This is a genomic window from Paenibacillus sp. YPG26 (genome assembly GCF_023704175.1).
Lineage (GTDB): Bacteria > Bacillota > Bacilli > Paenibacillales > Paenibacillaceae > Fontibacillus.
Genome location: NZ_CP084530.1, coordinates 3,862,239 through 3,885,103, shown reverse-complemented (window position 1 = coordinate 3,885,103; position 22,865 = coordinate 3,862,239). Strand labels below are relative to the sequence as shown.

The 22,865-nt window shown below is 48.3% G+C and carries 25 protein-coding genes; 17 read left to right on the top strand and 8 right to left on the bottom strand.

Translation table 11 applies throughout. From position 1 onward, the window contains the following. The first annotated feature begins 94 nt into the window (after positions 1-94). Together LDO05_RS18445 and LDO05_RS18440 are read left to right on the top strand one after the other, a co-directional pair. The gene (locus LDO05_RS18445; RefSeq protein ID WP_251375966.1) at positions 95-430 is read left to right on the top strand and encodes a transposase; all 336 of its coding nucleotides are present in this window, start codon (positions 95-97) and stop codon (positions 428-430) included. Next, positions 361-1,245: an IS3 family transposase gene (locus tag LDO05_RS18440; protein ID WP_251375967.1), complete on the top strand. Its 885-nt coding sequence runs from the start codon at positions 361-363 to the stop codon at positions 1,243-1,245. The genes LDO05_RS18445 and LDO05_RS18440 overlap by 70 nt, the downstream gene beginning before the upstream one ends. A 107-nt stretch (positions 1,246-1,352) precedes the next feature. Here LDO05_RS18440 and LDO05_RS18435 read toward each other — a convergent pair whose 3' ends face one another. Continuing rightward, positions 1,353-1,775: a VOC family protein gene (locus tag LDO05_RS18435; protein WP_251376761.1), complete on the bottom strand. Its 423-nt coding sequence runs from the start codon at positions 1,773-1,775 to the stop codon at positions 1,353-1,355. Positions 1,776-1,890: 115 nt separating this feature from the next. Here LDO05_RS18435 and LDO05_RS18430 point away from each other — a divergent pair, with 115 nt between their 5' ends. Next, a complete protein-coding gene (locus tag LDO05_RS18430; protein ID WP_251376760.1) occupies positions 1,891-2,844 on the top strand; it encodes a helix-turn-helix transcriptional regulator in 954 nt (317 codons plus the stop codon). Between the two features lie 91 nt (positions 2,845-2,935). On the opposite strand, the gene LDO05_RS18425 is transcribed toward LDO05_RS18430, so the two are convergent. Genes LDO05_RS18425 through LDO05_RS18415 form a run of 3 tightly spaced genes read right to left on the bottom strand, consistent with a single transcriptional unit; the run spans position 2,936 to position 7,198 of the window. Continuing rightward, positions 2,936-3,328 (bottom strand): carboxymuconolactone decarboxylase family protein, encoded by a 393-nt coding sequence (locus LDO05_RS18425; protein ID WP_251376759.1) that lies wholly within the window; start codon positions 3,326-3,328, stop codon positions 2,936-2,938. 2 nt (positions 3,329-3,330) lie between these two features. Then, positions 3,331-4,974, bottom strand: coding sequence for a thiamine pyrophosphate-binding protein (locus tag LDO05_RS18420; RefSeq protein ID WP_251376758.1), 1,644 nt, complete (start codon positions 4,972-4,974; stop codon positions 3,331-3,333). Next, positions 4,958-7,198, bottom strand: a complete 2,241-nt coding sequence (locus LDO05_RS18415) for an EAL domain-containing protein (RefSeq protein WP_251376757.1) — start codon at positions 7,196-7,198, stop codon at positions 4,958-4,960. The genes LDO05_RS18420 and LDO05_RS18415 overlap by 17 nt, the downstream gene beginning before the upstream one ends. 402 nt (positions 7,199-7,600) lie before the next feature. Between LDO05_RS18415 and LDO05_RS18410 the strand changes: the two genes are divergently transcribed. The 3 genes from LDO05_RS18410 to LDO05_RS18400 all read left to right on the top strand — a co-directional run bounded on the left by LDO05_RS18410 (position 7,601) and on the right by LDO05_RS18400 (position 9,537). Then, positions 7,601-7,924, top strand: a complete 324-nt coding sequence (locus LDO05_RS18410; RefSeq protein ID WP_251376756.1) for an ArsR/SmtB family transcription factor — start codon at positions 7,601-7,603, stop codon at positions 7,922-7,924. Positions 7,925-8,016: 92 nt separating this feature from the next. Further along, complete coding sequence (locus LDO05_RS18405; RefSeq protein WP_251376755.1) at positions 8,017-9,018, top strand: NADP-dependent oxidoreductase; 1,002 nt, start codon at positions 8,017-8,019, stop codon at positions 9,016-9,018. Between the two features lie 75 nt (positions 9,019-9,093). Beyond that, entirely contained in the window at positions 9,094-9,537 is a 444-nt protein-coding gene (locus LDO05_RS18400) for a cell wall hydrolase (protein ID WP_251376754.1), read from the top strand. A 153-nt stretch (positions 9,538-9,690) separates the two neighbouring features. On the opposite strand, the gene LDO05_RS18395 is transcribed toward LDO05_RS18400, so the two are convergent. Further along, on the bottom strand, positions 9,691-10,515 hold the full coding sequence (locus LDO05_RS18395; RefSeq protein ID WP_251376753.1) for an SDR family oxidoreductase: 825 nt from the start codon (positions 10,513-10,515) through the stop codon (positions 9,691-9,693). An 81-nt stretch (positions 10,516-10,596) separates the two neighbouring features. Next, complete coding sequence (locus LDO05_RS18390; protein WP_251376752.1) at positions 10,597-11,136, bottom strand: PadR family transcriptional regulator; 540 nt, start codon at positions 11,134-11,136, stop codon at positions 10,597-10,599. A gap of 173 nt (positions 11,137-11,309) precedes the next feature. On the opposite strand from LDO05_RS18390, the gene LDO05_RS18385 reads away from it, so the two are divergent. The 10 genes from LDO05_RS18385 to LDO05_RS18340 all read left to right on the top strand — a co-directional run bounded on the left by LDO05_RS18385 (position 11,310) and on the right by LDO05_RS18340 (position 18,047). Then, positions 11,310-12,530, top strand: coding sequence for a hypothetical protein (locus tag LDO05_RS18385; RefSeq protein WP_481857068.1), 1,221 nt, complete (start codon positions 11,310-11,312; stop codon positions 12,528-12,530). Between the two features lie 124 nt (positions 12,531-12,654). Then, entirely contained in the window at positions 12,655-13,050 is a 396-nt protein-coding gene (locus LDO05_RS18380) for a VOC family protein (protein ID WP_251376750.1), read from the top strand. Positions 13,051-13,220: 170 nt separating this feature from the next. Further along, on the top strand, positions 13,221-13,667 hold the full coding sequence (locus LDO05_RS18375) for a hypothetical protein (RefSeq protein ID WP_251376749.1): 447 nt from the start codon (positions 13,221-13,223) through the stop codon (positions 13,665-13,667). Position 13,668: 1 nt separating this feature from the next. Beyond that, positions 13,669-13,899: a helix-turn-helix transcriptional regulator gene (locus tag LDO05_RS18370; RefSeq protein WP_251376748.1), complete on the top strand. Its 231-nt coding sequence runs from the start codon at positions 13,669-13,671 to the stop codon at positions 13,897-13,899. A gap of 2 nt (positions 13,900-13,901) precedes the next feature. After that, positions 13,902-14,588 carry a DUF4386 domain-containing protein gene (locus tag LDO05_RS18365; protein WP_251376747.1) on the top strand — a complete coding sequence of 229 codons (687 nt, stop codon included), beginning with the start codon at positions 13,902-13,904 and terminating at the stop codon, positions 14,586-14,588. A gap of 116 nt (positions 14,589-14,704) precedes the next feature. Continuing rightward, entirely contained in the window at positions 14,705-15,562 is an 858-nt protein-coding gene (locus LDO05_RS18360) for an alpha/beta hydrolase (RefSeq protein WP_481857003.1), read from the top strand. A gap of 131 nt (positions 15,563-15,693) precedes the next feature. Then, positions 15,694-16,170, top strand: a complete 477-nt coding sequence (locus LDO05_RS18355; protein ID WP_251376746.1) for a MarR family winged helix-turn-helix transcriptional regulator — start codon at positions 15,694-15,696, stop codon at positions 16,168-16,170. Positions 16,171-16,235: 65 nt separating this feature from the next. Continuing rightward, positions 16,236-17,420: an ArsA family ATPase gene (locus tag LDO05_RS18350; protein WP_251376745.1), complete on the top strand. Its 1,185-nt coding sequence runs from the start codon at positions 16,236-16,238 to the stop codon at positions 17,418-17,420. Beyond that, entirely contained in the window at positions 17,420-17,647 is a 228-nt protein-coding gene (locus tag LDO05_RS18345; RefSeq protein WP_251378784.1) for a hypothetical protein, read from the top strand. Before LDO05_RS18350 ends, LDO05_RS18345 begins: the two co-directional genes overlap by 1 nt. Before the next feature lie 37 nt (positions 17,648-17,684). Beyond that, entirely contained in the window at positions 17,685-18,047 is a 363-nt protein-coding gene (locus tag LDO05_RS18340; RefSeq protein WP_251376744.1) for a DUF6463 family protein, read from the top strand. A 118-nt stretch (positions 18,048-18,165) separates the two neighbouring features. Here LDO05_RS18340 and LDO05_RS18335 read toward each other — a convergent pair whose 3' ends face one another. Together LDO05_RS18335 and LDO05_RS18330 are read right to left on the bottom strand one after the other, a co-directional pair. Continuing rightward, a complete protein-coding gene (locus LDO05_RS18335; protein WP_251376743.1) occupies positions 18,166-19,302 on the bottom strand; it encodes an FAD-dependent monooxygenase in 1,137 nt (378 codons plus the stop codon). A gap of 16 nt (positions 19,303-19,318) precedes the next feature. Beyond that, complete coding sequence (locus LDO05_RS18330) at positions 19,319-19,909, bottom strand: TetR/AcrR family transcriptional regulator (protein ID WP_251376742.1); 591 nt, start codon at positions 19,907-19,909, stop codon at positions 19,319-19,321. Positions 19,910-20,495: 586 nt separating this feature from the next. Here LDO05_RS18330 and LDO05_RS18325 point away from each other — a divergent pair. Next, the gene (locus LDO05_RS18325; protein WP_251376741.1) at positions 20,496-22,823 is read left to right on the top strand and encodes a family 14 glycosylhydrolase; all 2,328 of its coding nucleotides are present in this window, start codon (positions 20,496-20,498) and stop codon (positions 22,821-22,823) included. Positions 22,824-22,865: the final 42 nt, after the last annotated feature.

The following is a 22,865-nucleotide window of genomic DNA, read 5'->3' as shown; positions in this document are numbered from 1 at the left end:
CCTGAGACGTTGAATTCACAATGAAGTGCACCCCTTAGAATAGACATTGGAAAAACCCCTGGTTATTCCGATGAATTCTAAGGGGTGCATTTTTATGGCGATTAAAGGACAGAAACTCAAACAGTATTCGGAAGAATTAAAGTTAGAGGCGATTCGGCTTCACGTTGAGGAGAAATGGACATATCGGGAAATCAACGAACATCTGGGCATTCAGGACAAAGATCGAATGAAGCGGTGGATGCGAAAATACCGGGAACTAGGTGAGTATGGCCTGTTAGATCAGCGGGGAAGGCGGAAAGAATATATCGATCAAGACCGGTATGTCCAAAAGCTCAAGCGGGAGAATGACATGTTAAAAAAGTGCTTGGAAATCTGGATGCAGGAGGCAAGGAAGAACGCTTTAAGCTCATCGAGAAAGCGGCAACTCTAGGGAAAATTGCAGACTTATGCCAACTCTTTGGCGTCTCCAAAAGCGGTTACTATGCCTATTTGAAGCGAAAGGGAAACGACCGCGACGCCGAAGCCAAACAACAAATCCGTAAAGTCTACAAGCGTTACGAAGGAAAATACGGGTACCGCCAGCTCCAATTGTTCTTGTGGAAGGATGACGGCATTTGGATGAACCACAAGAAGGTATTGCGTCTTATGCAAAAACTCGGCATTCAGGCCAGTATTCGCCGTAAACGCCGGGTAAGCCCTGCGTACCAAACTGGGGAACGAGTAGCAGAGAACTTACTGAAGCGAGACTTTACAGCGGAAAAACCAAACCAGAAATGGGTGACGGATGTGACCCAATACCGTGTAGGTGAACGCTGGCTGTATCTTTCAGCAATAAAAGATCTGTTCAACAACGAAATTGTTGCCTACCAGCTGAGCGAACGTAACGACAATGAGTTGGTTCTACAGACGTTTGCCAAAGCATTTGCCAAGCAAAAAGACGTGACCGGATTGGTCGTTCACAGCGACCAGGGATTCCAGTACACGTCTCATGCTTACCACGACATGCTGCCAAAGGTTGGCGCCCAAATCAGCATGTCACGCCGGGGCAATTGTCTAGACAACGCCTCTATGGAGAGCTTCTTCTCGCATCTCAAAACGGAAGGACTCTATCCTTATGATATCCGAAAAATGGCTGAGGCACAAAGAAGAATCGAGAAATACATACGATTTTACAACCGAAGACGACCACAGCGTAAATTAGATAAACTGACGCCGGTAGACTACCGACGCCAGTTTGCAGCCTAGGTGTTTTTTTAATGTCTACTAAATGGGGTCTTGACCACAACGCTCCAGGTGGTTCTGTTGTAAGCTGAATAGGCTATCTGGTCAGTTAACTATGGAATCTCCCCGACTCAGTTTCTTTCTGTGAAGACCTGGAAGGTAACCCCGAACCGATCTGTTACCATGCCGTAGGCCGGGCTGAAATAGATTGGCTGCAGGGGCAAGAGAACCTTTCCATCTGCTCGTAACGCTTCATATATCCGCTCTGCTTCGGCTTCTTCCTTGACAGTAATGCAGATGTTGACCTGATCCCCACGCTCGAAGTGCTGACCTGGCTCGAAGTCGCTGACATACAGCTCGGAGTCACCGACTACCAGTACGGAATGGGCAATTCTGTTCTTCGCTTCTTCGGACAGAGGTGTGCCGCCTGCCTCCGGAGATTCTCCGTAAGTTTGTTTGAACACCACCTGCGCACCTAGGGCTTTCTCATAGAATCCGATGGCTTCATTGGCATGACCGTCAAGCATGATAAATGGGGTGAATTTCAAGCTCATCTTGCTTCAACTCCTTATATCGAATTTGTACTGGACTCATCTTCGATTGTATCGGATGATAGTGACAATTCATGTCATGATCAAGAGCGAATTTTATTTGCGGGGTGGATTGATAATGTCTAAGGCCAAACGGCTGATGGAATTAATTATTACGGTCAATCGCAAGCGCCGATTCACGGTCAAGGAGCTTGCCGATGAGTTCCATGTATCTACACGAACGATTCTGCGGGACTTGCAGGAGCTGAGCGAACTAGGCGTACCTCTGTATTCTGAAGTAGGGCCCCATGGTGGATACCGGATTTTGCAAGAACGGCTCTTGCCTCCCATCGCTTTTACGGAGCGGGAGGCAGCAGCGGTATTTTTCGCTGTGCAGGCGCTCCGTCATTATTCATCTCTACCGTTCGAAATGGAGACCTCGGCCGTGCTGAATAAATTCTATAGTTATATGCCGGAAGATGTGCGCGGCCGGATCGATCAGATGAGGGACAGGGTTGACTTCATTACGCCGGTCAGGCAAGCCCAGTCACCGTATTTGTCCGTATTGCTGGATGCAGCCATCGGGCAAGTTGTCTTGCTCGTGGAATATGCCACCAGGCAGCAGAGGGGGCAGCGGGAGATTCAACCGATTGGCATTTACACCCGTGAGGGGCTGTGGTACTGCTTGGCTTATTGCTATCTTCGCAAGTCTTTTCGGGTATTCCGCTGTGATCGGTTCGAATCCGCGGTTCCCTCGGATTCCCCACCCCTCGACTTGCACGAGGTTCACCTGGGAAATAAGGAGGAGCTGACCCGCCTTGAAGGTGACAGTGTATACCTGTATGCGGAGCTGTCCCAAGAAGGCGTGGAAGCATGTGAAGCGGACCCATGTCCGGTTCCGGGGCTTCATGTCCGCCATGACGGAACGGGATGTCTCGAAGGATACGTGGCGAGAGAGGACCTCTCGTATTTCGCTTCTTATTTTGTGGGCCTTGGCAAGCATGCAGCGGTGCTGCAGCCGCCGGAGCTGCGTGCAGGAATCAGGCAGCTGCTCTCTGAACTGATGGCTCAATACACGGAAGAGCAATCTTAAGCGAGTAACCAAGCGGCTATGCCTATGAACAACAAAGAACCCTTCACGAAGAAGGGTTCTTCTCTCTCTCACATTCATGTAAGCTGGCCGATCATTTAATCTCGGTAATACCTCTTTGCTCGAATACAAGCATAACTTGTCCCATAGCACTGCATGCTTTTGGAAAGCCAACATAAGCCGCACAGTGGATAACGAGCTCCACAATTTGTTTAGGGCTCATGCCCACATTGAGGGCTGCATTAAGATGAAAGCCTAATTGCTCAAAAGCACCCTGTGTAATTAACGCGGTCAGCGTGATCAATTCTCTTTGTTGGAAATTCAGTGCTTCTCTGGAGTAGATCTCCCCGAAGCCAAATGAGACGAGAAAATCCGCAAAGTCAGGATAAAACTTCTGGAATGCTTCTATGGCACTTAACCCTTGTGCGCCTACCATTTCATTCAGAACTTCTATTCCCTTGTTATAATGGTCTTGATTTCTACTCATAGTTATCCCCTCTTGGTGGTTGGCGGAATTTCGAATGGATCAATCATAGCTTCGATAACAACCGTTGTATTTGCAAGTTTAGCCTTCTCTATCGAGTCTGCCAGCTCCTGTGCGGTGTAGCATTTGAATGCAAGAGCGCCCATGGATTCCCCGAACTTCTGCGCATCCAGCATCGTGGAGTACACCGTTCCCACAGCTTTCCCTAAGTTCATAGACATTCCTGTATCCACCATATCGATCTTGCCATTATTGAATATGATAAAAATGACATTAGCCCCGTAGTTAACCGCCGTGGATATCTCGGTTCCATGCATAAAGGTGCATCCGTCCCCCGTCAAGCAGACGACCTTAGCCTCGGGAGCTGCAAGCTTGGCCCCAATCGAATACCCTATAGCATGGCCCATGGTACCGAATACATCGTCAAAGTAAAAAGTGCCGGGCATCTTAATGTCAAAATGCTTGATAGCATAGAACGTATGACTCCCATCATCACCAAAAAGGAGTGTGTCCTCATCGAAGGCGGTGTTCATGACTTTGACAGCTTCAACTGCGGACATCGGAGATGTGTTCCGATTGGCATGGCTCTCCCCGGCAGGCTCTGTCACTCTGTAATCCTCTATATTAAATGGCGATCTAGTCACTTCTTTGGTATGAAGTTTCTCAAATAACGCATTCAGGTTTGTTTTAATGTCGCCAATAATGGGTAATGTATTTACTTGAATGGATTTACCTGTGAAAGTGTGGTCATAATCAAATTGAATGACGTTGTGCGGATAATTGGAAGCGTTGAGACCCGCTAGGGACATATCGGACAGCTTGGTTCCCATGACGATCATCAGATCCAGGCCGCCTTCCACGTAGGCACTAGCTTCCTCGGTCCCTCCAAGTCCGTAAGCGCCTAAGGACAGATTGTGATGACTCTCAAATACACCTTTACCTCCTGGCGTGGTCATGACGGGAATACCGAATGTCTCGGCGAATCTTTTCAATTCCCGATAGGCTCTGCTCGAATGCACGCCTTTGCCTGCCCAAATTACCTTCTTGCCAGGGCGGTTGATTAAGTCTATACATAGATCCAAATTCGGAGCAACAGGGTGGAGCTCCTCCGGCAGCTCCATCTCGAACTCAGCAATAGGCTCGGCTAATACGTCTGCAGCAATCGATAGATGAACCGGACCCTTCACTCCTGAATAGGCTTTCTCTATGGCATGCTGAAAGTAAGACTTGAACGTATCCGCTCTTTCCACTCTGGCACTGAACTTCGTAACAGGCTCGAACATTTTGACAAGGTCTGTTCCGAACATCGTGGAGTCTTGACCTAAGGCCTTGCCTGAATCCTGGATCGAAGGATGCCCGGTAATAAATAGAACGGGAAGATGAGAAGCCTTGGCTTGACCAGCAGCGGTTAAGAGATTCGTACCACCCGGACCCGATGTTCCGATGGCAACGGCCAGCTTATTATTCATCAATGCATAACCAGCCGCTTCGAATCCGGCCCCCGACTCATGCTTGGACAGGACGAATTCGATGCCCTGATGGTTGAGATCCAGAATGAGCGGAGTCACCGCTTTACCCGGGATGCCAAATACGTGGTTGATGCCCCATTTCTTAAAATGTACTGCCAGTATTTCAGAAACCTTCTTCATTATTAGCCACCGTTCCGTGTGAGGATTTGATTTTTATATCGTCATTTAGTTGATAGAACGATTTTTCAAAATCATCAACAGAGAGAGGCTTACTAAAGTAATATCCTTGAACAGTATCGCAATTCTTCATTTGTAAAAAATGGAGTTGATCTTCTGTTTCTACGCCCTCTGCGACCACATCTAGATTTAAATTGTGGGCCATTGATATAATGGTGCTCACAATATTCAGATCATTCTGATCTAACATAATATCTCTGACAAAAGATTTATCTATCTTCAAAGTATGAATAGGGAACTTCTTCAAATAGTTCAGCGAGCTGTAGCCTGTTCCGAAGTCATCAATGCTAATCCGTACTCCTAAGGTGTTCAACTGTCCTAATACGGTGATCGCGCGTTCCACATCCATGGTCATCGTCTCTGTAATTTCCAGCTCCAGGTAGTTAGGGTCCATTCCCGTCTCCTTTAAGGTATTGGAAATGACTTCTACCAGGTTGTCATTCATAAATTGCTTGGAAGAAAGATTGACCGCCATCTTGAATTTGGGGAATCCCTTATCAACCCAACGCTTGCTCTGATAGCAGACCTCTCGCAATACCCATTCGCCAACTTGAGAGATTAGCCCGGTCTCCTCCAGAATAGGAATGAATTTATCAGGAGCTACAATGCCATGTTCCGGACTATTCCATCTCAGAAGGGCCTCGAGCCCAATAATCTTTCTGGTCGTGAAGTCCACTTGCGGCTGATAGTACACGATGAATTGCTCGGCTTCGAGAGCCTCCCTTAATGCAAGCTCCAGGGACAGCCTTTCTTTTTCGCTGGAATTGGACTTCATGTTGGCATCGAAGAGGGTATAATTGTTTCTTCCCTTGGATTTCGACCTATACATAGCGTTATCCGCGTAGATCATGAACGATTCAGCGTCCGTCCCGTCATTAGGATAGATAGCTATGCCCATACTTGCGGTTACATGAAATTTGGAACCATTGATGGTAAAGGGAGTACTGAATAGATCAATGATCTCCTTCCCTGTCTGAGTTACCCGCTGCTGTTCATTCAGACCGTGGAACAAGAATATAAATTCATCCCCGCCCATTCTGAATACGTTGCTGCTCTCCCCCAGGTAATGGGTTAGTCTCTCTGCAACTTGTTTGAGTATAATATCCCCGTTGGAATGTCCAAAAGCATCATTAATGGTCTTGAAATTGTCCAGGTCCAGGAACATGAGCACCAAATCAATAGGCTCACCCGAAGTTAGGGATTCGGAAATGTACCCATGCAGGGTTTCGCGAAGTGAGCGTCTATTGAGTAAAGATGTTAATTCATCGTGGTAGGCCAGATAATTGTTCCGTTCTTCGCTCAAATAACGTTCCGTGATATCCCTGAGCTGGGAATAGGCTCCGATGAAGTTATTTGTCTCATCATAGAGAGGTTGGGCGTCGAACAAACACACGACTTCCCGGTCATCTACGGTGCTTAATATCATTTGCACATTATCAAAGCTGACTTTATCAGTAATGACTTGACTCATGTGGCAGCTAACCAGACATCCTGATTGCTGGGTACTTCTCTCCACGATGTTGGTATCCTTGAGGATACGGAACGAGTCGACGACGAAATCATTCACTGAAGTGATGGTTCCCTCAGCATTGGTGATAATAATGCCATTTCTATTTTTATTAATCATAATCTGATTCAGCATATTTAATTTTCTATTCTGTTTTCTAAGCAGAAGCTCTCTCTCAATAGAGTCAACTACTGTAGACAACATAGTTAAGAAAAAGGGATTATGCAGTTCAGTTGCAGTCATAATACATATACTTCCGAGTAGATCGTTGTTATCTGTATAATGAAAGGCCACTCCGTAGCATGCTGATCCATGTAGAACGGTATGGTAATGATCGGATCCTACGAGCTGAATCGGATGGCTTTGTTGAAGAGATAAACTTACGACATTCGTGCCCATGTCCTCTTGAGTAAATTGTGCCCCTACCTGTATACCTAACTGTTCAACTGTAGCTCTTATAGTGGCATCGCCAACCATGTGCAGCAGATACCCGTTCTCATCTGATATGACAATCAGCACCGGGGTTCCGCTAAGCGAGTCCAGAATTTTCTTTGAGAAGAAATCAACAACGGATAAAATTTCACTGTACGTGCTTCTTTTGTCCCGTAATTCCTGGTCTGACATCGAGCGTTTAGGTCTTCTGATTTCATTGGGATCCATTCCTGCTTCGACACATTTTCGCTTTGATTCAACAATATATTCCTGTTCATCGGTAAATTGTATGATCTTAATCACCCCCGCTCTTTAATAGTTGCATAACCATTTTGGAGAATTGTAAGCACTTTGGTTAATTATAAGCCTTAAAGTCATCATATTCCATTATTATTCGACAATTTTAGACGCCCTGCAACCACTTAATAGAGATTTTAAGAAACTTTCTGAAAATCAGTACCCATCTGTTTTATTAGCTTAAAGGATAATTCTACAGGTCTAATGAATCATACCCTAAGTAACGGTAAGTTTTTTGGTGGAGAGTTAGCAGGAATGGAGCTTGATTTTGATGAGAAAAGAGTTATAATTACGTTTAAATGATTAAACGAATGAACCTAAGGGGTAGATCATATGAACCGGCAAACCGAGGATGTCCTTCAACAATTTAAAGATTGTATCCCTCTATTGGACGTGTTGACCGATGAAAATCGTCAAGCGATCATTATGCTTTTGGCACATAATAAAGCGGGGCTTAATGTAAATGCTATTTCTAGCCATATTGATTTATCCAGACCGGCTGTCTCCCATCATTTGAAGGTGTTGAAGCAGTCTGGTTATATTAAATCCGAGAAAAAAGGCGTAGAAAACTATTATGTATTGACTGTTCGTAAGCCACTTGAACAACTTAAATCATTAATTACTGCTGTAGAGAACGAATGCAGGGAATCCCAGTGATAACCATAAGACTGGACGAATGCTGAAGCGGAATTTTATTTAACAAATTGGTTCATCCGTTTAAACTAATAATCTCAATGGAGTGATTCTATATGAAAGTGATAGCCATCCAAAAATACGGAAAAAACATCCCTTTGGTTATGTCAGAACAACCAATGCCCAGTATCGGAGAATATGATGTGCTAGTGGAAATTCATGCAGCCAGCTTAAATCCTATTGACTACAAAATTAAGGAAGGGAAAATGAAATACCTGTTGAATTACAGATTTCCTCTTATTTTGGGAAATGACTTCTCTGGCGTTGTAGTCAGGGTCGGTGACCGGGTGAAAACATTTAAACCTGGAGATGAAGTCTATGGAAGACCCCGCAAAAATCGAATCGGAACAATAGCCGAATTTATTGCTGTTCATGCGGATGACATTTGCCTGAAACCGAAGAATCTGACCTTTGAAGAGGCGGCATCGATACCGCTGATTGGACTTACGACTTACCAAGCTTTTGTGGATATATTAGACCTTCAAAAAGGTCAAAAAATATTGATTCACGCAGGTTCGGGAGGTGTAGGAACCTTCGCCATTCAATTGGCTAAGCTGATGGGGGCTTTTGTTGCCACTACAGCAAGCGAACAGGGCTATGAGCTGGTCAAATCGTTAGGGGCGGATTTGATTATTAATTATAAAAAAGAAAATTTTGAAGAAATGCTTACTGGATATGACGCTGTTTTTGATACTTTAGGTGGAGAAGCTTTGGAAAAATCATTTCGCATACTAAAACCAGGCGGACAAATCGTATCGATCTCCGGTATGCCTAACGCCAGATTTGGAAAAGAAGCCAAACTGGGTTGGTTAAAGACAACCATTTTGTCGGCGGCGAGTCGTAAGATCAAAGCTCAAGAGAAGAAGAGCCGGGCAAGCTACCACTTCCTCTTTATGAGACCGAGCGGGGCACAATTGAAGGTGGTAAAGGAATTCATTGAAGGAGGACTTATTAAGCCTATTATTGATAAGGTGTATCGTTTGGAAGATACCGGACAAGCATTTAATTACCTGGAAAGCGGAAGGGCTAAGGGAAAAGTAATCATTCGAATAAAGTGATTTTCTATCCTGCCAATGTAACATAACCACTTCGCCTACAATATGATGAGTCTAGAAACCTAAAGAGGTGAGCACATGGCAGTCGTGAAATCCAGGAAGCAGGATATTGATATGTTGGCAAGGTTGCTCAGAGCTGAGGCTGAAGCCGAGGGTGAAATGGGCATGCTCCATGTTGGTAATGTGGGTATTAACCGAATTAGAGCGAATTGCTCCGATTTCAAGGGAATACGGACCATTCCTCAAATGATCAACCAGGCGCATGCGTTCGAGGCACTGCAGCATGGTCTGTACTATCAAAAAGCGAGAGATAGGGAGCGCCGTCTGGCACGGCGGGCTGTGAACGGGGAACGGAACTGGCCAGCCAAATTCTCGCTATGGTATTTCCGGCCAGGATCGTTCGAGAATCCCGGACCCTGCCCGCCAACGTGGTACAATCAGCCGTTCGCGGGACGATGGAAGAAGCATTGCTTTTATGAGCCTACGGCGGAAGAATGTGAGAATGTATACAATACGTTTTAGCTATTTGAAGAGGCGGATTGGCGACATATGGGGGCTGCTGGCATAGGCGTGAGGCTTGTGATGCTAACTACAGCACCATCATACAGCCAGGTGGGATATTTTAACAATAACAAGGAGCCATCCTCTAAGGAGTGGCTCCTTGTATCCTTCGGATCAAGCGAAGTGCTGTCTTATATTAGCCAAGTACTCCTCATCAGGGGTAATTTCCTTCATCTGAATGAGCATCTTGGCATCTTCACCAACTACATACCGGAACTTAGGGGTACCGTCTGTAGCCGCCTGGTATATGGTCTCGGCAACCAGTTCTGCAGGGGAGGCGTAGGACGACAGCTGCTCCATTTCTCCTAACTTGCTCCGGAATGCGGTGGTGAATGACTTATAATCTATTAATCCATCGTCAAAAAAGAACTCCATTGACCTCTTGCCAAAGTCGGTCTGGATCGCACCAGGTTCGATCAATTTCACCTTGATGTTCTGGGACGCTAATTCATAGGAGACCGACTCGGAGAACCCTTCCACGGCGAACTTGGATGCATGGTACAAGGACATCGTAGGAAAAGTCACTATCCCGCCCATAGAAGAGATGTTGATCAACAGCCCTTCTTGATTGGACCGGAAATGCGGCAGCATAGCTTTCGTCATTCTAATCAGACCAAACACATTCACTTCAAACTGCCGTCTAATCTGCTCTTCCGAAGCAGCTTCAATGAGGCCCATAGTTCCATATCCGGCATTGTTGAGAAGCACATCAATTCTCCCGAACCGCTGAACCGCTTCCGTGACCGCGGATTCAATGGTATCTTTTTGCTCCACATCAAGCCTTAGCACTAACACATTATCCATGGCAGTGAACTCCGTCTCCTGCTCGGGAGAGCGCATCGTCGCGGCTACGTTCCATCCTCTTTCGGCAAAATACTTTACTGTAGCTCTGCCAATCCCCGTTGAAGCCCCCGTGATAAAGATCGTTTTCATCATCATTTTCCTCCTCAGATTTTATATGCGTTATCCGTAAGATCGTGCTGTAAAAGTGTAATTCGCAGCCGTTCAGCGGTTCTGCGTTCAGCCCTGCTCCTGTATCAGCTTCTCCAGCCTCACCACCCCCTCGGCAATAGTCGCAAGCTTAGCCTTATACTCTTCAATCCCGATCTGGATGCAGATAACCTGTGCGGGGTGCATCTCATTCTTGTGGAGCGAATGCTGTTCAAGCAATTGATCCAGCTTCCTGCGTGACTCCTCCTCGGCCTGCCTGAGCCAGGCAATTACCTTGTCATAGCCAACAAATTCACCAAAATATAGACGCATCATGAAATCGGACTTGCGGATGCTGTCTTCTTCCAGCGGGCCTAGTAAATAAGCGTTAAAACGCTCTCTCCCTTTAGGCGTTATATTTATGAGATTCTTGTTAGGCTTGCCGTCCTGGGGCACGTTCTCCTTCGTAATCAGTCCTTCCTTCTCCATTCGGGCAAGGGTAGGATAGATCGTTCCATAGCTGGAGCTGTAAAAGTTAGAGAACACCGTTTCCAGCAGCTGTTTTATTTGGTAGCCGGTCAAGGCCTCTTTCATAAGCATGCCTAAAATAACATCCTGACTGTTCAACATCTGACCTCCTAAAGGGTTTGGGAAAATATGTATCACTCGCCTCGCATTTAATATATCAGACTGATATATAACGTGTCAATATATAATGTGGCTTCTATATTCGAAGGCAACCGAAACCAAATCTATTTAGGTGAGTACTATTGTCTAGGGTCTTATATGATGTGGAAAAGGAGATGCCCGCTATGCCAAATGATGATCACCGAACTCGTCCTTCTGAGGGTTCTTATACGGAGGAGGGCCGTTATCCCATCGACTTGACGGGTCCGGACAGCCATACACTGGTCCTGCGAAGTGGTGTGGGCAGTCTCTCGATCGGGCCGCCCGAGCCTGGGACAACGGCAGACCTTCATGTCGCGCCGGATGCGCGCATAGACTGGACTGTATTTGATGCTTTTGCCACACCGGCGGGCTCGCCGTGGCCGCGATTTCTGCATTACACAGGAAGTGACGCGGGCTTCCTGGACTGGGCGCAGAAGCGCCCTATTGAAGAGATGATATGGACACCCATCCTATCCGAAGATAAAGTGGTGGATGCCAGCCGGGCTAACCTGCACAGCTTCCATATCCAACTGGGCCCGGATGGCGGGCGGCTGGGTGTGAAGCTTCCGAAGGGATGTTACCTTCTGGGTGTATCCGGCGACCTGAACCGTCTCTCGGCGGCTGGCGATATGCCAGCTTCACTCCTGCTTGCGCCGCGAACCGGGAGGCGCAGAGGAGATGCCCCTTACTTCATGCCGGACCTCGGTGAGCTGCACCAGGTAACAAGCCTGACGCTGCGGAATGCGCCGCTCGGACAGCCGATCTCGCTAGATGGCCTGGACCGGTTCCCGAACCTGGTCTCACTGAGCCTGTGGGGGAATTTCTGCGGCCTGGATCAGTTAGGCCGTCATACCCGGTTAACGAATCTGGAGCTTCGGTTCATGCCTGATCTGGAGAGCCTCCCGTCCTTGGACGCATGGCCGCTGCTGGACAGCTTCATTGCATACAATGTGGAGGAGATTACGGGCAAGCGTCTGAAGCAGCAGCTGAAGGCACGCGCCAAAGCCCGCCCTTGGACCGGGCATGCTTCCGTCAGCCAACTGCGTAAGCCCGAATGGTGGTCCACCGAGTTCGGACGCCCGTTCTCGTCCTGGCCCAAACGCCGGGCCAAGCTGGCTAATGAAGCTTATGATGCTGCACTGGCAAGCTTGGCACAGGCCCGCAGCATGGCCGAGGCAGAGGCGGTGATTACCGCTTTCACTGTACGTTTCAATGTGCTCAAAGGCATCGAGACTACCGAACGGGAAGACCTGGGTGAAGCAGTCTGGCAGCTCAGTCAGTCTGCTAATCTGATTGGCCAGCCTATACCGGAGGAGATGGCTGAACGCTGGTTCAATGCGACGCGAGAGTACTGATTGAGATGTTCCTTAGAACATTTGATGAAAGGGAGCAGCCGAGCCTACTCTTTTCGTATAAGTACTGGAGTTAAATTGAAGACAGAGGATATTATAAAGTGAAGGATTAAAGGAGGGGCGTGTAATGGAGAAGGTATTACCTTTCTTAATGTTTCAAGACGGCAAGGCAGAAGAAGCGATGAACATGTATACCTCACTCGTTAAGGATTCTGAAATAACAAGCCTTGTTCGGTATGGTCCTAATGAAGCTGGGGAAGAAGGAACCGTTTTTCAGGCTACGTTCACATTAAAAGGGCAGGAGTTCATGTGTATTGACAGTAATGTCAAACATGCATTTTCCTTTACACCATCGTTCTCCATCTATGTTGTTTGTAATACTGAGGAAGAAATCGATGAGCTGTATGAGAAACTTGCAGAAGGTGGACAAGTTCTAATGCCGTTGGGTAATTATGGGTTCAGCAAAAAGTTCGGTTGGCTCAATGACCGCTTTGGAGTCTCGTGGCAAATAAATTTTGTCTAAATAATATAATGCGCCCGGTTTTTACCTTAGCCGATCCGCTGGTCATACCCCTGTCACTTGAGAGGGTATAACCGGGGATCGGCCTTTTTTTGTATAATAAAGTTGACTTAATGTATAGTTTAGTATACATTGTGTTTAGCATACTTTACTTTGCAAAGGTGGTTTTGTTCATGACCTATCAGGAAAAGAAAAGCATTTTGTCGTTAATCAGTTCAGTTCTTATCTTTGTGGTGTACTGCTTATACAGATACCCGCTGTATCCGGAAGGGGCACCGGGCTCACAGGAAGTGCTTCACTATTGGGGCTCATTCGTCCTGGTCTTGACGCTGATCTCCATCGCTGCGCACATTGCGATCAGCATCATGTTCAACATCGTCTTCCGGATGACGACAGGGGAGAAGGAGCCCGCCTTCGCGGATGAGCTGGATAAGCGGATTGATCTGCTGGCCTTCCGGAATTCATTTGTTGTCTTTGTCGGCGGTTTTCTTCTGGCTATGGGAGCCCTGGTCATCGACCGGCCCTTGGAGGTTATGTTCATCATCCTCATCGCCTCCGGGTTTCTGTCAGACGTAACCGGTTCAGTGTCAAGAATGTATCACTATAGAAGAGGAGTATAAGATGGGTAAAGTTCTTGTTGGCAATCACATCCGCAGATTGCGATTCAATCATGATGAAATGACTCAACAGCAGCTGGCCGACAAGGTAGGGGTAACCAGACAGACGATCGTGGCTCTCGAGAAGGGGAACTACTCGCCGTCACTGGAGCTGGCCTTTCGGATTGCTCACGCCTTTAACTTACCGCTCGAAGAGGTATTCTTTTACGGACAAAATTCAGAGGAGAGTGGATAACCATGGATTTTCAGGCCAAATCAGCATCAAGGATCGCAGGCGTTCTGTTTATAATTGCTGCCGTCACGGCTATCATCGGTGTTATTCTGTATCGGCCGATTCTGAACGGCTCGGATTACCTGGTTCAAGGCGCCGCGCATGCGAATCAGGTGGTCCTGGGGGCGATTATGGAGCTGCTTCTTGTCGTGTCAGCGGTGGGGACCGCAACGGTGATGTACCCCTTCCTGGCAAGATATCACCGCACAATTGCGGTATGGCACGTGTGCTTCCGGTTCATGGAGGCCGTCGTAATCACGATCGGTGTCATCAGCGTATTGTCTCTGCTCACCTTGAGCCAGGAGTATGTCGCCGCGGGCGCGCCGGATACCGACTTCTATCACGTATCGGGCAGCTTGCTGCATGCAATCCATGAGTGGACATTCCTGCTGGGGCCTAACTTTTTCCTCGGTATTAATACGATGATGTACAGCTATATCTTTTATAAGTCTGGACTTGTGCCTAAGTTCATCCCTCTGCTGGGTATAACGGGGTCATTACTCATTTTGCTAGCTGCCTTGCTGGAAATGTTCGGGGTTATCGATCAACTTTCTGTGTGGGGTGGAATCCTGGCGCTTCCGGTCTTCGCCAATGAGATGATCCTGGCGGGCTGGCTTATCGTAAAAGGCTTCCGTGTCCCTGTTGCTAAGTAGCTGTTAGCGTGGGGAATGCGAGACGAAGTTGTGCGATACGGTACTCTTGTGAAAGAGTATGTGCTATAAGAGGATAAGGGAAGATACGTGATTATTTGAAGAGGGGGTTGTAACACGTGCAGCGGGAAGTTCATGTGATGAAATGTGGAGAGAGCATAGTTGAGTACTCGGTCTATGGCAAGGGCACCCCCATCTTACTGTTCCATGGCGGGCACTCGGGCTGCCAAGAGGAGTTCGGATATACTAAGCTGGCAGAGTCAGGTTACTCTGTCGTTACTCCCTCGCGCCCAGGGTACGGTCGCACCTCACCCAGTGAGGACTTAAGACAAGCATGCGCTCATTACAAATTGTTATTGGATCAGCTGGCATTGGATAAAGTCCATGTCATTGCTGTGTCCGCAGGCGGCCCCACCGGGATTGTGTTCTGTTCTATGTTCCCTGATAGAGTAACTAGCTTCACACTTCAATCTGCGGTAACACAGCCATGGCTTACGCCTGAGGATAAAGAATACAAGGTCGCGAAGCGGATCTTTAGCCCGGAGAGGGAGAAAAGAACATGGAGCATGCTTGCCGCCATGAACAATCTACTGCCAAAGCTCACGTTCAAGATGATGGCGTCCTCTTTTTCAACATTATCCTACCGGGAAATCCTAGAGCGGCTGGACAGCCGATCCTATGAAATGTTCCGGGCGATGAATAATCGCCAACGCTCCTATTCAGGTTTCTTTATCGATATGGAACACACTCAACAAGACTACTCTAAGGAGCTTGCGGGTATTCAGTCACCAACGCTGATCATGCACAGTCACAACGATCGCCTCGTATCTTTAAGTCACCCAAGCTATGCGAAGGCACGGATACCCAATTCTCAAATGTGCATTTTGGACTCATGGGGTCATCTTATCTGGATGGGTAAGCATGCCGCTGAGTATGATGATACCCTGATTTCGTTCCTGGACCGATATAATGACTAACCTGCTGCTATAATCAGCTGGCTGGGTTACACTGTGCGAGCCCCAAATTTCCACACCGTTGACATTACTACGAGTTCGTATTATTATAAAAACAGAAGTACTACGAAATCGTATTAGAAGGAGTTGCCGGTATGCAGCAGCTGTATGACCTCTTCCTCAAGACCGGCTTACGTCCGTTCGCATTCCTGACTGACACCCTGCATTTGGAACAAAAGGTAACCCGTTCGGATCTGTCCACCCTGCTGATCCTGCTCTTTCGGGGCGACCAGACGATGTCGGAGCTTGCCTCCGAGATGGGAGCGCCGCTGAGCTCAATGACCAGCATTGCCACGCGGCTTGAACGCAAGGGACTCATCGCCCGGGCCGTATCCGCGCAGGATCAGCGGGTAAGACTCGTCACGCTGACCCAGGAGGGACGGCGGCTGGCCAAGGAATCGGAGCACATGATGCAAGAGATGCTTGGAAGGCTGGAGACAGCCTTTACCCCCGAGGAGCTTGAGGAATTAACGAGACTCCTGCTTAAGGCGGCCAAGGTATTCCAGAGCGAAGGGCCTGTTAAGCCTTATGAGACGAAGAGCCCTGCGAGAAAAATTAATATTGAGGAATAACCGGTTACCCACCGGTTTTTTTACAAGTAAATACTACGAAATCGTACTAAAAGGGAGCGATCAGGATGAGAATTATTATTTATACGGGTAAAGGCGGCGTCGGGAAGACAAGTATCGCGGCGGCAACCGCAGTCAAGCTGGCACAGCAGGGGAAGCGGACGCTGATCCTAAGCACGGATGCCGCGCATAGCTTGGCGGATTCTTTGGCCGTCCCTATTGGGCCTGACCCGGTACAAATTAGCGCGAACCTGTGGGGTCAGGAGGTGAACAGCCTGAGGGAGACGGAGAATAATTGGGGAGCTGTGCAGGGCTGGTTGTCGGCGATGCTCGATAAGGCTCAGCTGAAGGATATTACAACAGAGGAAATGCTGGTGTTTCCCGGTATGGAAGAGCTGTTCAGCTTGCTTCAGATCAAGAAGCATGCCGACAGCGGCTGCTATGATGTGCTGGTGGTGGACTGCGCTCCGACGGGAGAGACGCTGCGCCTGCTCAGCTATCCCAACGTGCTGAATTGGTGGCTGGAGAAGATATTCCCTTATGAACGCAAGCTGGTTAAGTTCGTCCGGCCTGTAGCGAAGCTGGTCAACCATATTGAGCTCCCTTCCGATCACGTCATGGACAGCATTGAGCGTTTTGCAAGGGACCTTGCAGACATGCAGCAGATTGTGCTGGACCCGGAGACCACCTCGGTCCGAATCGTGCTCAATCCTGAGAAAATGGTGCTTGCTGAAGCCAAGCGCTCCTTCACTTATCTGAACCTGTTCGGATTCAATACAGATGCGGTGATTGTCAACCGGGTGCTGCCGGATGAGGCGGGAGAGGGCTTCCTGGCAGATTGGCGGAACATTCAGAAGAAGTATGAGGAGGAGATTACAGTGAACTTCCAGCCGCTGCCTATCCTCAAGGCGCCTATGATGCGGCAGGAGGTAGTCGGCATGCCGGTTCTTGAGGAGCTGGCGGATATCGTGTTCGGGACACTGGATCCCTCCGCAATGCTGTACCGCGGCAGAACGGAGACGATCCGGGAGGAGGATGGGGAGGTGCTGCTCGAGCTCCGGATTCCTTTTATCGATAAGGCAGATCTGGATCTGACACAGACGGGTGACGAATTGACCGTGAATGCGGGGGCCTGCAAGCGCAAGGTGATTCTGCCCAGGCTGCTGATGGGACGGCAGGTAACAGGTGCGAAGTACACTGAGGACCGGTTAATCATTCGTTTCGGTGAGCGGGATATTCAAGCAAAGGGGTGATGAAGATGAGGGCAAGCGGCTTTGGTCTGAGGCGGACACTGGAGGGTCTGGCCACCATGGAGCGGTTCCTGGATCAACTGGAGCAGCACCAACCCGAGAAGCATGTGCGGAACGCCATGAAGGAATGGCTGCTGGCTTCGCGGGCTGTGATAGACAGTGTGATTGATACGCTGGAGGAGGAGCCAAGTTCTCCCGCCGCCCGTAAGATCACAATTTCCAAGGAGTAACAGCTTGTAGACTAATAGGATAAGGGTGAGGAACGTAATGACATTCAACAGAGTCAAACGACAAGTCGGCATACTCTTAATATTGACCGGACTGCTTCATACAGGAGTGGGGCTGGCCATTTATATGAAGCTTCTAACTCCAATCTTCTCCGAAGGGATATGGAACACGGTTCAAGAGGGACAGTGGGAGCGGCTGACCTCGTTCTGGTTCTTGATGTTCGGCTTCTTGCTAATTATGCTCGGCTATATAACGGATTGGCTGGTCCGGAAAAGAGAGATTTCACCGCCCCCGGCTCTGGGCTGGATGCTGCTTCTGTTGTGTGTGGTTGGAGCCGCGGCCATGCCGGCCTCGGGGTTCTGGCTGTGCATACCGCAGGCTTGGATCCTCATACGGAAATGATAAATAGAGGCAGGGTGGAGGATGAATGCATTGAAGAAGGCGCCCGGTTTGGGCGCCTTCTTCGTCGATGAGAGCCGATAGCTGAACTGCACCCGGTGTCAGGTCATTCGGGATCCAGTTAGAGACGGAACTGGTATATGCTCCGGGCTTGGCTTCGGCCTACGCTCTTGGGGGCATACCTCATTAGTTGATTTCGAATCCGGGTGAATAAGATGCTTTGCGATTGAGCCATTTGTCCAATTCTCCAGGATTGGTTCGAGATGTGCTCAATTCTCTGTCTGCGTCTGGCATCGTAATCGGCGAATGCCTGCTGGTAATTAGGCTGTACATGAAGGCATTCCGCGAGAGTACGCGCATCCTCAATGGCCTGACAGGCTCCCTGTCCCATATTCGGTGTAATCGCATGAGCCGCATCGCCGATTACAACAACCCGATCGGAGTAAAAGCGCTCCATTGGCGTAATATCAACGATATCCCGATGGATGATGTCATGAGGTGCCGTTCTTAGCAGCAGATCTGGTATGGGATCATGATAGTCCTTGAACAGGTGATGCAAGTCCTCTGAAGTATACTTCGCTACGCGGGGGTCATTTTGGCGGGCATTGATGAGTCCATACCAATAGACCTGGTTGCCGGGAAGCGGGACAATGCCGAAGCGGCCTTTCGTTCCCCACGTCTCAATGAAGTGATCGGATAGACCCGGCAGGCCGTCACCGGGTACGATACCACGCCAGCAGGTATAGCCGGCATAACGATAGGTGTCCTTGGGAACAAGCTGCTTGCGAATACTGGAGTGAATGCCATCCGCAGCGACTACCAGATCACCTTCCGCTTGACTGCCGTCATGGAACACAGCCTGTACGTGGGTATCTTTCTGCTCAAGCTGTACTAATGACTTGCCCCATTCAACAGTGCCGGGAGGAAGCGCAGATAATAGAATATGATGCAGGTCCTTGCGGTGGAGGGAATATAAGCTGCCGTACTCCGGGGGTACAGCAAGCTTCGAGATAGGCCGGCCCCGATCGGATAACAGCTGGAAGCCGCCGCTTGGACAGCCTTGACGAATGATCTCGCTTGATATTCCGTAGGGCTCTAGTGCTTGCAGAGCATTGGGGGCGATAATGATCCCCGCGCCGACAGCGGCTGGTTCAGGGCTTCTCTCGTATACCTTCACTTTCATGCCTATATGCTGCAAGGTGACCGCGGCGCATAGACCTGCGATCCCGCCGCCTATGATCAGAATGGTCTGTGACATGGATTAGCTCAGCCTCCTATGTACCATCAATACCGTCCCATACGACATCCAGCTGTTGTCTGAATGCGTCGGTTAAGGTTGTATGTTGACCTTCCAGCAGTGTCGATGACAGGATGGTATGGAAGTACACTCCGACAACCGTCGAAGCGATCACTTCCGGTGCCCAGCGGCTGTCCAGCTTCCCGCTGTCCTTGGCACTGCCGATCATGCCTGCCAGCTGCTGATGCAACTGAAGAACGCTTGCGGATTCTTGGCCCGTCAGATGTACCGACTTCAGAATCTCCATCGTAACCAGTCTCATAAGCTCGCTGTGTGTGGAGAAGTTGTGAAGCAGATCGCATAACACGTTCGCAATCTGCGCTTTGGGATGCTCCACATTCCGGTGCTTCTCCATACTCTGCTGTAACAAGTCGATCTGGGATTCCCCAAGATACAGCAAGATATCTTCTTTCCTCGCAAAATAATTGAAGAAGGTTCCCTTGCCAATGCCGCACCTGGATGTGATCTCCTGCACTGTAACCTGTTCAAATCCCTTTTCACTAAAGAGCTGGAGGGCTTGTAGAAAAATCTGTTCTTTTAATTCTTTCTTACGCGCTTCTCTTAACATGCTGTCACCCCCTTACTTATTGTGACCCTGGTCATTTATTGACCATAGTCATCATATTACCGCCGTGACGCTGATGTCAAGGAGAGAAGTCATAGATTTAAGTCGGCTTAAGAATATTCGTTGACATAGAAAAATAGTTTTCATATAATTCGGTTCATAGGGGAAGATTTTTCCTGTCCCTACTAACGCTATATGCTGTATGTTTTGAATGCGTTTACACAGATCAGCTTATTTTTAAGAGGGACTTATCTAAGGCCACCTATTCATGAAAACGATTGCACTTTTCTCGGAGAAGATAAGCTGCAGCCAGTAGACAGTGTGATTGTTCCAACAAATAGGGTGCTCAAATAATGTCTAAGGGGGGAACAGCGAACCGTATTCAACGAGTACCATAGAGGAATTGCGAGTTAGATAAGTAAGCAGAATCATTTTTTTGAATGCGTTATCATTTGGGCTGCCTATAAATGCAAACGATTGCGTTCGCTGAAGTAGATCGTATGACGTCCACTAGGCCGTGTGATTACTTCCAGTAAGCAGGCTGCTCTTAGATCAGTCAGACAATTGAAATGAATGAGGAGATGATGGAGTGTTATTTCAAAATACCCGGCGTTTAAGGCCTGTTCAGTTTATTGTGGCCTTCCTATTAACCTTTATGATGTTCTTTGGCAGCATTCTGCCAACACCGGTTACTAACGCAAGCAGCGATACAAAGATTGTTGTCATGCTTAATTTGGAGGATGTAACTGACTTTACGGCCTTCGATAAACAGATGGCTACCTTGAAGAGCAGGGGGGTCTACGGGGTAGAGGTGGACATGTGGTGGCATCACTTCGAACCTAAGAAGCAAGGGGAGTATGACTGGAGCTACTATAAGGAGCTCTTTGGGCACATCACGAAAGCCGGATTGAAAATCTCTCCGATCTTCTCCTTCCATCAGTGCGGCGGGAACGTAGGGGATGACTGTTTTTATCCGCTTCCTGAATGGGTCTGGGAACTTGACGACAAAGAGCAAATGCAGTACAAGTCAGAATCGGACTATTATGACAATGAATACATAGCACCTTGGTACGACGGGGCAGTTGATCTATATGCAGGCGCTTTCGCATCGTTTGCTGCGAACATGACGGAATTCAAATCTTCTTTTGAAAAACTCCATATCGGACTTGGACCAGCCGGCGAGCTCAGATATCCAAGTTATAATTTTGCTGATAAATGGCAGTATCCATCGCGCGGCTTGTTCCAAGCCTATTCCGGAGCGGCGGTTGCCGATTTCCAGAAGAAGATGCAGGTGAAATACACAGATATTGAAGCACTTAACAGTGCATGGGGAACTAATCTCGCATCCTTCACTGAAGTCCAGCCTCCAGCGAATGGCGATGATTTTTATGCCAAGAAGGTAGATACAACAACTTACGGTAAGGACTTTCTGAGTTGGTATCAGTCCACGCTGGAGAACCATTTCACGAAAGTTATCGAAGCAGCTCAAACAGCGCTTAAATCTTATGACGAAATTCCATTGAGCGCGAAGATTCCGGGAATCCATTGGCAGTACAGCAATCCCGATGCGCCTCATTCTGCTGAACATGCGGCTGGGCTGTATGATTATTCCCGATTGCTTGACCTGTACCAGGAAAAGGGGGTCGATCTCACTTTTACCATGCTGGAAATGACGAATGAGGGGAACAAGCCAAAGGATGGGGAGCCTGAAAATTATAGCAGACCTCAGGATCTGATCGCTAAGGTCTCGGAATTGGCAAGAGAGAAAGGTATTGCACTGGAAGGCGAGAACGCGCTGCCGGTGGGCAATGCCGAGGGATTCAAGACGATTTATGATGTTGTAAATGATTATAACTATGGCATCTTCACATTACTGCGTCTGCAGAACGTTGTAAAAGCAGATGGTACACCCACTAACCTGCTGGATCCATTTGTAACAACGCTCAGGCTAGGCGAATTGCCTCAGCAGCGGGTCACGATTAATATCTATGATCCACAGAAGGACCCAAATGCAAAGGTATCTCTTGTGGGCAACACTGGAGCAATGGGCAACTGGAATCCTACCGCCGGTGCAGCTATGAAGTATCTGGGCGATGGCCATTGGCAAACAACTCTGAATTTGACAGCAACCGCAACTTATGAGTTTAAGGCTAACCGGGTGGATGATAAGAATAAGCCTGTATGGGGAGCAGATCCCAACTTATCTTGGACAGTACCTTACATTCCAGGCGGCACAGCGGTATTTAAGGCAGATCTGCAGAGAGAAGGGCAAGACGAGCAGCACAAACACTACATCACTGGGGATGTAACCTTAAATGGATCTCAGCCAGGGGGTACAACGGTAAGCTTGACAGACGCCAATGGTAACGTGTTAACTGCGGCTTTCGGCGAGGAAAAGCAATCGGAGCATGGCAACTATGGACTAATTGCGGCTGCGGATGCTGACAAAGCACATTACTATTTCGAAGTACCAAGAGGTACCTACACGCTGAAAGCTGCTAACGGGAACCATACGACCCAACTGACCATTCTGGCGAATTCCCAGACGCTTTCTGATGAGAATCTTCTCATCGATAACGTGCCGGATTTGCAGCTCGGTGACGCATTCACAGTTACGAAAAAGTCGTTCAGCACCACAGCCGGCGTATCGGCATCCGTAAATGTAGCGCCAACTCCGCTTGGATCAGACATTGCGAATAAGGTCGTTATCTTCATGCTGATGGACGGCAATAAGCCTGTAGGCATCAATGCGGTTGGCGCATCCGGTTCAGCGGCTCAGGACGTTTCGACATTCTTCAATGTTGCCGGCGGCAGCAACTACAAGCTGAAAGTGTTCGTTGTGGATGCTTATGATATCAGCAGCACCACGAATATTGGCAATGTGCTGGCAGAACCGTTAGTGCTTCAGAATAAATAATATAGAAAGTCGAGGAATTCTGCCGTGCCCAAAAAAATATTA

Excerpts from the sequence above, each read along its gene's own strand:
- LDO05_RS18345 (WP_251378784.1), top strand. The coding sequence starts at position 17,420 with ATGAAGATGAGGGCAAGCGGCTTTGGTCTGAGGCGGACACTGGAGGGT.
- LDO05_RS18425 (WP_251376759.1), bottom strand. The coding sequence starts at position 3,328 with ATGAGTAGAAATCAAGACCATTATAACAAGGGAATAGAAGTTCTGAAT.
- LDO05_RS18340 (WP_251376744.1), top strand. The coding sequence starts at position 17,685 with ATGACATTCAACAGAGTCAAACGACAAGTCGGCATACTCTTAATATTG.
- LDO05_RS18330 (WP_251376742.1), bottom strand. The coding sequence starts at position 19,909 with ATGTTAAGAGAAGCGCGTAAGAAAGAATTAAAAGAACAGATTTTTCTA.
- LDO05_RS18370 (WP_251376748.1), top strand. The coding sequence starts at position 13,669 with ATGGGTAAAGTTCTTGTTGGCAATCACATCCGCAGATTGCGATTCAAT.
- LDO05_RS18390 (WP_251376752.1), bottom strand. The coding sequence starts at position 11,136 with ATGTTGAACAGTCAGGATGTTATTTTAGGCATGCTTATGAAAGAGGCC.
- LDO05_RS18385 (WP_481857068.1), top strand. The coding sequence starts at position 11,310 with ATGCCCGCTATGCCAAATGATGATCACCGAACTCGTCCTTCTGAGGGT.
- LDO05_RS18435 (WP_251376761.1), bottom strand. The coding sequence starts at position 1,775 with ATGAGCTTGAAATTCACCCCATTTATCATGCTTGACGGTCATGCCAAT.
- LDO05_RS18395 (WP_251376753.1), bottom strand. The coding sequence starts at position 10,515 with ATGATGATGAAAACGATCTTTATCACGGGGGCTTCAACGGGGATTGGC.
- LDO05_RS18410 (WP_251376756.1), top strand. The coding sequence starts at position 7,601 with ATGAACCGGCAAACCGAGGATGTCCTTCAACAATTTAAAGATTGTATC.
- LDO05_RS18350 (WP_251376745.1), top strand. The coding sequence starts at position 16,236 with ATGAGAATTATTATTTATACGGGTAAAGGCGGCGTCGGGAAGACAAGT.
- LDO05_RS18365 (WP_251376747.1), top strand. The coding sequence starts at position 13,902 with ATGGATTTTCAGGCCAAATCAGCATCAAGGATCGCAGGCGTTCTGTTT.
- LDO05_RS18335 (WP_251376743.1), bottom strand. The coding sequence starts at position 19,302 with ATGTCACAGACCATTCTGATCATAGGCGGCGGGATCGCAGGTCTATGC.
- LDO05_RS18405 (WP_251376755.1), top strand. The coding sequence starts at position 8,017 with ATGAAAGTGATAGCCATCCAAAAATACGGAAAAAACATCCCTTTGGTT.
- LDO05_RS18355 (WP_251376746.1), top strand. The coding sequence starts at position 15,694 with ATGCAGCAGCTGTATGACCTCTTCCTCAAGACCGGCTTACGTCCGTTC.
- LDO05_RS18400 (WP_251376754.1), top strand. The coding sequence starts at position 9,094 with ATGGCAGTCGTGAAATCCAGGAAGCAGGATATTGATATGTTGGCAAGG.
- LDO05_RS18445 (WP_251375966.1), top strand. The coding sequence starts at position 95 with ATGGCGATTAAAGGACAGAAACTCAAACAGTATTCGGAAGAATTAAAG.
- LDO05_RS18415 (WP_251376757.1), bottom strand. The coding sequence starts at position 7,198 with ATGGATCCCAATGAAATCAGAAGACCTAAACGCTCGATGTCAGACCAG.
- LDO05_RS18380 (WP_251376750.1), top strand. The coding sequence starts at position 12,655 with ATGGAGAAGGTATTACCTTTCTTAATGTTTCAAGACGGCAAGGCAGAA.
- LDO05_RS18430 (WP_251376760.1), top strand. The coding sequence starts at position 1,891 with ATGTCTAAGGCCAAACGGCTGATGGAATTAATTATTACGGTCAATCGC.
- LDO05_RS18375 (WP_251376749.1), top strand. The coding sequence starts at position 13,221 with ATGACCTATCAGGAAAAGAAAAGCATTTTGTCGTTAATCAGTTCAGTT.
- LDO05_RS18420 (WP_251376758.1), bottom strand. The coding sequence starts at position 4,974 with ATGAAGAAGGTTTCTGAAATACTGGCAGTACATTTTAAGAAATGGGGC.